At 37.6% G+C, this 7,488-nt stretch carries 9 protein-coding genes; 1 reads left to right on the top strand and 8 read right to left on the bottom strand.

Going from position 1 to position 7,488, the window contains the following annotated elements; translation table 11 throughout:
* Positions 1-43 precede the first annotated feature (43 nt).
* The 6 genes from ndk to FTU17_RS10275 all read right to left on the bottom strand — a co-directional run bounded on the left by ndk (position 44) and on the right by FTU17_RS10275 (position 4,863).
* Positions 44-475 (bottom strand): nucleoside-diphosphate kinase, encoded by a 432-nt coding sequence (gene ndk / locus FTU17_RS10250; protein ID WP_004697669.1) that lies wholly within the window; start codon positions 473-475, stop codon positions 44-46.
* A gap of 109 nt (positions 476-584) precedes the next feature.
* A complete protein-coding gene (gene iscX, locus FTU17_RS10255) occupies positions 585-785 on the bottom strand; it encodes a Fe-S cluster assembly protein IscX (protein WP_078189615.1) in 201 nt (66 codons plus the stop codon).
* Positions 786-906: 121 nt separating this feature from the next.
* Positions 907-1,458 carry a phosphatase PAP2 family protein gene (locus FTU17_RS10260; RefSeq protein WP_180135360.1) on the bottom strand — a complete coding sequence of 184 codons (552 nt, stop codon included), beginning with the start codon at positions 1,456-1,458 and terminating at the stop codon, positions 907-909.
* 190 nt (positions 1,459-1,648) lie between these two features.
* On the bottom strand, positions 1,649-2,932 hold the full coding sequence (locus tag FTU17_RS10265) for a glycosyltransferase family 1 protein (protein ID WP_180135362.1): 1,284 nt from the start codon (positions 2,930-2,932) through the stop codon (positions 1,649-1,651).
* Between the two features lie 172 nt (positions 2,933-3,104).
* Positions 3,105-3,518: a hypothetical protein gene (locus FTU17_RS10270; RefSeq protein ID WP_180135364.1), complete on the bottom strand. Its 414-nt coding sequence runs from the start codon at positions 3,516-3,518 to the stop codon at positions 3,105-3,107.
* 7 nt (positions 3,519-3,525) lie between these two features.
* Positions 3,526-4,863 carry a fimbria/pilus outer membrane usher protein gene (locus FTU17_RS10275; protein WP_373684067.1) on the bottom strand — a complete coding sequence of 446 codons (1,338 nt, stop codon included), beginning with the start codon at positions 4,861-4,863 and terminating at the stop codon, positions 3,526-3,528.
* 80 nt (positions 4,864-4,943) lie between these two features.
* On the opposite strand from FTU17_RS10275, the gene FTU17_RS10280 reads away from it, so the two are divergent.
* A protein-coding gene (locus FTU17_RS10280; protein ID WP_180135366.1) for an IS5 family transposase occupies positions 4,944-5,766 on the top strand; the annotation gives its coding sequence in 2 pieces (ribosomal slippage) (positions 4,944-5,324 and positions 5,326-5,766; 822 coding nt in all).
* Here the strand turns inward: FTU17_RS10280 and FTU17_RS10285 are convergent.
* The gene (locus tag FTU17_RS10285) at positions 5,723-6,733 is read right to left on the bottom strand and encodes a hypothetical protein (RefSeq protein WP_180135368.1); all 1,011 of its coding nucleotides are present in this window, start codon (positions 6,731-6,733) and stop codon (positions 5,723-5,725) included. The two genes, FTU17_RS10280 and FTU17_RS10285, sit on opposite strands and share 44 nt — an antisense overlap.
* A gap of 4 nt (positions 6,734-6,737) precedes the next feature.
* Positions 6,738-7,352, bottom strand: a complete 615-nt coding sequence (locus FTU17_RS10290) for a molecular chaperone (protein WP_180135370.1) — start codon at positions 7,350-7,352, stop codon at positions 6,738-6,740.
* Positions 7,353-7,488: the final 136 nt, after the last annotated feature.

The following is a 7,488-nucleotide window of genomic DNA, read 5'->3' on the forward strand; positions in this document are numbered from 1 at the left end:
CCAGACAAGCAGTATACCACTTATCTGGTTTGAATACTTCGAATTAACGAGTACGTGGAGCGATCTCAGTTTGAGCGAAGAAGTAGTTAACTTCACGATCAGCAGATGCTACAGAGTCAGAACCGTGAGCAGCGTTTTCGTCGATGCTTACAGCGAAGTCTGCACGGATAGTACCAGGAGCAGCTTCTTTAGGGTTAGTTGCGCCAAGGATTTCACGGTGAGCAAGAACTGCGTTTTCGCCTTCAAGAACTGAAACTACAACTGGACCAGAAGTCATGAATGCAACTAGGTCAGCAAAGAAACCACGTTCTTTGTGCTCAGCGTAGAAGCCTTCAGCTTCAGCTTGAGTCAAGTGTTTCATTTTAGTTGCAACGATTTGAAGACCAGCTTTTTCGAAACGAGCAAAGATGTCGCCGATGTGGTTTTTAGCAACTGCATCTGGTTTAACGATAGATAAAGTACGTTCAATAGCCATGAGAGGCTCCTTAAGTCAATTTGACGTGAAAAATTTGCCGCATTATACCGAATAATGCGCTATTTTCTGCTTTTGCTATACAAAAAAATTGCTTTTTTCGATGTAGGGATTAACTTGCCTCATCAATCCAGGCCATCTGAATTCCCTCAAGCAGACCTTCAGTCGACTTTTCTGGGTCATCAGTGAAATTTGGCAATGCACATACCCATGCATGTAGGTCAGTAAAGCGAATCCATTGCGGATCAACATCAGGGTGAGCTTCATACAGCTCAATTGCGATATCAATGGTATCTGTCCAGCGTAAACCCATGGGTCTTCCTAACATCGTCTATAGAATGATGGCTTACTTTAACAAATTTCAGCAATTCGACGTGATAAACCCTTTTAATTTTTTTATTACCAGATTTTGCAATTGTGGTGTCCACATCAAACTATAAAACCAAACCCAAAAGAGGTGCACAGAGAATAATCGCCGCACCCACTGCAGCACCTATAGCAGCACCGACAGCAACATCACTCGGGTAATGCAAACCTAAGATCATGCGAGATAATGCCACCAATAAGCTAAAGGGCAACATTAAGACCAACAACATGGGTTGAATATAGCCCAGCACTGTTGTTGCCATAACCGCATGTAGAGTATGCCCCGATGGAAAACTAAAATGATCTAGAGGGCGTTCACCTAAGCGAATCACTTGATGCACTTGATACGGTCTTGGGCGCACAGTTTTCTTTTTGAGGAGTTTATAGATCGAGGTCCCGACGGAACCACCCAGTAATACATAGACGATTTGTACACTGTAAGACATGCCCTGCACGATCCAAAACGTCGCCAACATGACATACCAAAACACACCATCACCAAGTCGACTCACCATTTTAAATATGTCAGCCACAACTTGTTGATGTGAAAAATGATTGAGATAAATACAGCCTTTTAAATCGAGATGCAGCATTCTTGTTTTTGCATTTTTAAAATTCATCGCTAATCTCCTATCTACAGTCAAAGTCTGACTATGTTGGGGTTGAGCTAGATTTGTGTTGTTATTTTTACAAGTTTAGTTCTGTGTTTGACTCAGCTTAAGTTGTCTTTTTGACAGTGCAATGATGCTTTGATGACAGTTCAATGAATATTGGTTATGAGGATGCTCAACCAGTATATAACCAATAGCGCTAGCTCCATTGGCTCATCATGGCTTGATCCACCACGCGATATAGCGCTTGCTCAAATTGCTGTACGGGATATTGCCATCCAATTTTAGCAGCGTCTTTTGCCGCCTCGATGCCCATGGTTTTTAATTTAGCGCGTTGCGGCAATTGCTGCATAAGACGTATAAATTCATCGGTTCGAGATAAATGACATAACCATCCCGTTTGCTGATTTCTCACGTGCAGTTGGGCACATGCAGCATTATATGCAATCACAGGCAATCCGCTAGCCATCGCCTCCAAAACCACATTACCAAAGGTCTCAACCTGACTTGCGAAAACAAAAACATCCGCACTGGCATAGGCTTCCGATAAAGCCTGACCACTTAAACTTCCCATAAAAATAACATCTAGGGATTTTGCCAGTTGCATTAGTCGTTCACGATCAGGCCCATCACCCACAATGACCAATTTCGTTCGTGCATCCATAGCCAACATCGAACGATAGGCAGAAATTAAAACATCCACTTCTTTTTCAGGAGATAGCCGACCGACATACAGCATCACGCGGGTATGTTCATCTGCTTGCCACTGTTGTCTCAGATCTGCTCGATAATGTGAGGGAGAAAATCGACTATGGTCCACACCACGCCCCACCACCACCAATGGACAACTAAAACCTAATCGATGCAGGGCATCTGCAGTATCTTGGCTCGGGACACAGGTGAGTTGAGTATTGTTATGAAACCATCGTAAATAATGTTGTACAGGCTTCATTAAAAACGCTAAATCAAAGAATCGACTAAAATCATGAAAGGCCGAATGAAAACCACTGGACACAGGAATCTGTAAAGAACGCGCCAGTTGAAGCATAGCAAATCCCAAAGGCCCTTCAGTGACTATATGCACAATGTCGACTTGGGCTTTTTTTAAAGCTTTACTCAGCTTGATCAATTGCGGCCAGCCAAATTGTAAACCTGAATATCTAGGAATCGACTGCGCTCGAACCAAACACTCTTGATCAGGTTTGAAATCCTGACAACTTTCGGACTGTTCAGGACGTATTAAAAATATTGAGTTGCCTTGTTGCTGCAAGCCCTTACACAGTTGCAATAAAGAATGTGCAACACCATTAATTTCTGGCGCCCACGTATCTGTAACAATGGCGATTTTTAGAGGGGGCCGGATTAGTGTTTGAATTGAATAGTTATGTTGAAATTTAGGATTGAGGTTCTGATTTTTGAAAGAAAATTTGAATAATTTATTCGATCGTTGTTCAAACTGCGTTGGATAATTGAGCAGATTCATTAAACACTCTTATATCGTTATATTTTATTCAATCTTAGAACACACATGTGAATATTTTATGACCACAATAAATTAATGAAAACCCGCTTATTAACATACTTATAAATAAAAAGTCCAAGAGTCACATATGAAATCTTGGACTAAAATAATGAATACTGCATATCCATTCTCTTTAAAAAATTATATCAACAGAAACTCTATCTTTATACACACCTGCAGGCACACCATTATAGGGATTATCTTGCAGTTGAACGGCAATTACATATTTCTGTCTTTCAGATGGTGCTTGTCTTAATTGAACCCCCCATAAATTTTGCCCAGCACCTTGCAAATTTAATTGGGTCCGCAACTTATAAGGACCATTGGAAACATAGCTTGTTCCACTTGCATTGGTAAGGTTTTCGCTGTTAAAAACAATCGAATAACCTTGATCACAACGCACATTAAATGAAGTTGCAGCTTGACTATGCCTATAACTACTTAATCGCATATTTGAGTTTAAAAAACCATCAATTGCACATTGTTGTGTTGCTTGTGCTGATGTTGCCATCCACGCACTCAACACCAATATTATATATTTTTTCATAATTCACCTATTTACATAAAACATCCAAAATCTCGTGTTCCGGGTCTAGGAATTGCTTTTGCGAAATAACCACATCTGCTTGGCAAGTTTGACCTCCTTGTAAATTTACAAAAAATTTATATGCTGCTGCTTGAGTTACATAAACATAGACCATTCCTTTACTGTCTACAAAATATGGTTCTGCAGTTTTATCGTTGACGACGACTTGAGCACCACGAACCAAATGTTGCCTTTGTGCATCAATTAAACGAACTGCTATTCGCTTAGTTTGATAAATTGGGAAATTAACTTTATACCCTCGCTGATCTAAACCAACTATTTTCTTCGAAGCATAATCAAAAGTTTCATCCATATTTAATTGGTTCTGATCAAAAGATAAGTCATATTGAATATATGGAATAATATTATGTACAAACATATATCCTTTCTGATTGGTCTTCCCAATCAAAGATGAAGAACGGTAAATATCTAAATCTGCATGATCACTTACATTTAACAAAGCAAATGAATTATTAACATATTTAGTTAAAGCAACCTGATTACCCAACCAAACCAATGCGCCATTAAAATTCACTTGACTTAATCGTCCATCACTATATTCATCATGCGAGAGCCTCAAATCACCAACATTTGTTTTCCACAGTCCGTATCCATTTAAATTCACCTCATTATCCATATGGTTAACACCCACGGTATAATCAAACCCTTCTTGACCAATTGTGGTTCGAGAATAGTTCAAACGGGTACTTTCATTTTGTGTATAATGATCCAAAGTTAGCCGACGTCGATCACCCCAATCATAGTTAAAGACAATATTAAATCCTGAATCGCTATCCCCACCAAAATCTTTAAAATATCCAAAAGCGACATCTAACTTCGGTGTCAATCTCTTACCTAAACTCAGATTAAGCACTTTACGATCATCAAGACTCACTTCATCATTGTTATAATAAGTCTGATCAATATAATTTAATCCTACACTATCCAAATAATTAAGATTTGTAAGAGTCAAATAAAATAGATTGGTCATTTTTTTATACGTTAGAGTATCCTCAAGATCTAAATACCTATATTCTTTTGAATATATTTGACTTTGCATACCCACAGACCACCAAGCAAAGTCACGACTTATTCCTAAAGAAGCTGCATAACCATTATTATCATCTGCGTTACTTCCTGATAATATCGTATCTAATAAAACATAATTCTTAATGGCTTGAGTCCACAATAAACTCACATTTTGGACTTTATCGCTATATAGCATATCCGTACCAAGCGTCGAGTAATCATTAATTCCTCTACGATATAAAAGCTTAGTAAAAAAATCTCGATAATCACTTTCCACTTCATCATATCCGTACCGAAGTTTACCTATAGAAATATTAGATCTCTTGCGAAAGTAAAAACCACCTCAATCTAAGTTTCATGAGATATCAGAACTTAAACCGTTTTTCAGATTTTGAATTTAAACGCTTGGTTGGCGTACCTCGACCAGTTTTTACCGAAATGGTAGAGGTTTTAGAAAAAGCAGAATCACTCAAAAAGAAATCAGGTCGTCCTCATACTTTAGCTATAGAGGATCAGTTGTTATTAACGCTCAATTACTTACGCAACTACAGTACTCAACTGGAATTGGCGGCACACTACCATATCGCTGAAAGTAATGTGAATCGAACCATTAAAAAGGTTGAAGATGCATTGATGAAATCAAGATGTTTTACTCTGCCAAAACGAAGCATTACCACAGCAGACGAACACTTTAACTGGGTCATTATCGATGCGACAGAATGTTCAATAGAACGCCCGAAAAAAAAATCAGAGTAAGTTCTACAGTGGTAAAAAGAAGAAACATACGCTAAAAGCACAAGTGATCTATCATCCGAAGAGCAAACAAATCATAGGGCTAGATATATCGAATGGCAGTCAGCATGACATTAAACTGGCAAGAAAAACGGTTAAGAAATTCAAACATTGTGAATATGTTATGACCGATTTAGGGTACTACGGATTAGAGCAAGATGGCTTTAAATTATTGATGCCAATAAAGAAAAAGAAGAATATACCCTTATTTGATGTTGAGAAAAAGTACAATAAAATGATTGGAAAAATACGAGTTGTGATCGAACACATCAATAGTCAATTGAAGACATTTAGAATATTAAGTGAACGCTATCGAAATAGACGGAAAAGATTCGGTTTACGCATTAACTTAATCGCTGCACTGGTAAACCGGATAAATTTTCAATAATGACTTTCGCAAGAGATCTATTAAATTCATCCAACTTTGGCTTTAACAAACGGTTATTAATATATATAGGAAAATTTCGAACAGTCCGATTACCCAGAATATCTTCTACAACAATTTGTGCATTTCCTGATTTATTTAATAAACCACTGGTTGGTAGTGAATAATTTCCAGGTCCAACATTTTCTCGATACAGATTGACTCCATTCAAATATAAATCAACCGTTGAAGGTACTGCAGCACTCCCCTGTAATGTTGGGCTATTCCAGTACACAAAGTCTGGGCGTGCGATATAATTGGTTCCAAAACTAAGCCCACCAAAGCGAAATGAATTATTTAAACTGTTTAAAGATGTCGTGTTATCTCCTAATGTCAAACGCCAAAATTTATCAGGGAATTCTAATTCAAATACACTTTCAACCCTGAGAAATTTACTCTCAGTATCAAGAGGATTATTTCTATAAATAAATGAATTTTTAAATAACCAATAATCTTTAAAAATACCAAGCTCTGCTAAGGTATTAAACTCTTCTTCAACCTCATCACGTGAGTACAACAAGCTATAATTTAAAAATCCACCAAAGCTTGCTTTACTCGGCGTGTTGTACACAAAATTATTGCTCGAATTGGCGAAGTACTCAGCGGGAATGGTAATATTTAAGCTCTGGAGTGATGGATCTTCAGTGAAGGTAATGGAAGGGCTTGCCAAACTACAAAAATCTTTTTTAACACTGTCCTTTTCTAACTTTTCAACCACAATTCCAATATTTGATAATGCTGTACATTCAATAAATTTTTTTCCTAAACGATCAAAAGCAACACTTTCCACTCCATAGTCCACACCATTGACCCAAATATTGACAATGGCTGTGTTGAGCTGCTGGTCTGACGTTGGTGTAAGCACTTCAGCACTTAAGCTCACTTGGCTTACAGTAACAACCATAAATAAAAAAAAATTTCTTTTTATCATAGCATCACCCTTTGATCATAAATTCTAAGTATTTCTCATCATCTTCTGTTTTAATTTTAATTTTAATTTCACCATTAGTTTTAAAACCTTCTAATGGTATTTCAATAGTATTACCACCAAGCACATATTGGCTTAGTGCCATTTTGGTCATCGTTATACCTTTAGCATCTATAACCTGTAACTCAGTCAACTTAACATGAGAGCTCCCCTTATTTTCAACATAGATTATTTGTGATACATCTGCCTTTTTCAAATTAACTGAAAGTTTAGGGTCTGCTTGAGGTCCCACAAATAAAGGCAATGAAAAGTTAAATAAAAAGTTAATCGCTGTGTTTTCAGCAACTGGCGTTACTTCTTTAAAGATGACTCGCCACGTACCTTCAGTTGCCAATACTGGTGGCTGAGTAAATCCAACACGCACCAACTGCTTTGACTCAGGCTTAAGTTCAAAAATTTTAGGGTTAAATAAGATCGATTCATCTTCGATCAATATATCTTCACCTTTATTATCTTGAGACCACTTAAAAGCTAAAACCTCAAAAAGTTTTGATGTCGATAAACCCGTGCTTTCCACAACTACAGTTGTACTTTTTTGTCTTGTAGGGTCTTTAAGATACATTTGAATGGGTGAACCGTACCGGGTTTGTCGGAGACCACTTTTCTTGAGAGAATGTCCCGATGAAAAAAGTAAAATACACCCCTGAAATCAGAGATAGAGCGGTTCAATTATTGATTGAATCTGAAAAAGATTATCC

The organism is Acinetobacter sp. YH12070, assembly GCF_013419625.1.
Classification (GTDB): domain Bacteria; phylum Pseudomonadota; class Gammaproteobacteria; order Pseudomonadales; family Moraxellaceae; genus Acinetobacter; species Acinetobacter amyesii.

Excerpts from the sequence above, each read along its gene's own strand:
- ndk (WP_004697669.1), bottom strand. The coding sequence starts at position 475 with ATGGCTATTGAACGTACTTTATCTATCGTTAAACCAGATGCAGTTGCT.
- iscX (WP_078189615.1), bottom strand. The coding sequence starts at position 785 with ATGGGTTTACGCTGGACAGATACCATTGATATCGCAATTGAGCTGTAT.
- FTU17_RS10260 (WP_180135360.1), bottom strand. The coding sequence starts at position 1,458 with ATGAATTTTAAAAATGCAAAAACAAGAATGCTGCATCTCGATTTAAAA.
- FTU17_RS10265 (WP_180135362.1), bottom strand. The coding sequence starts at position 2,932 with ATGAATCTGCTCAATTATCCAACGCAGTTTGAACAACGATCGAATAAA.
- FTU17_RS10270 (WP_180135364.1), bottom strand. The coding sequence starts at position 3,518 with ATGAAAAAATATATAATATTGGTGTTGAGTGCGTGGATGGCAACATCA.
- FTU17_RS10285 (WP_180135368.1), bottom strand. The coding sequence starts at position 6,733 with ATGATAAAAAGAAATTTTTTTTTATTTATGGTTGTTACTGTAAGCCAA.
- FTU17_RS10290 (WP_180135370.1), bottom strand. The coding sequence starts at position 7,352 with ATGTATCTTAAAGACCCTACAAGACAAAAAAGTACAACTGTAGTTGTG.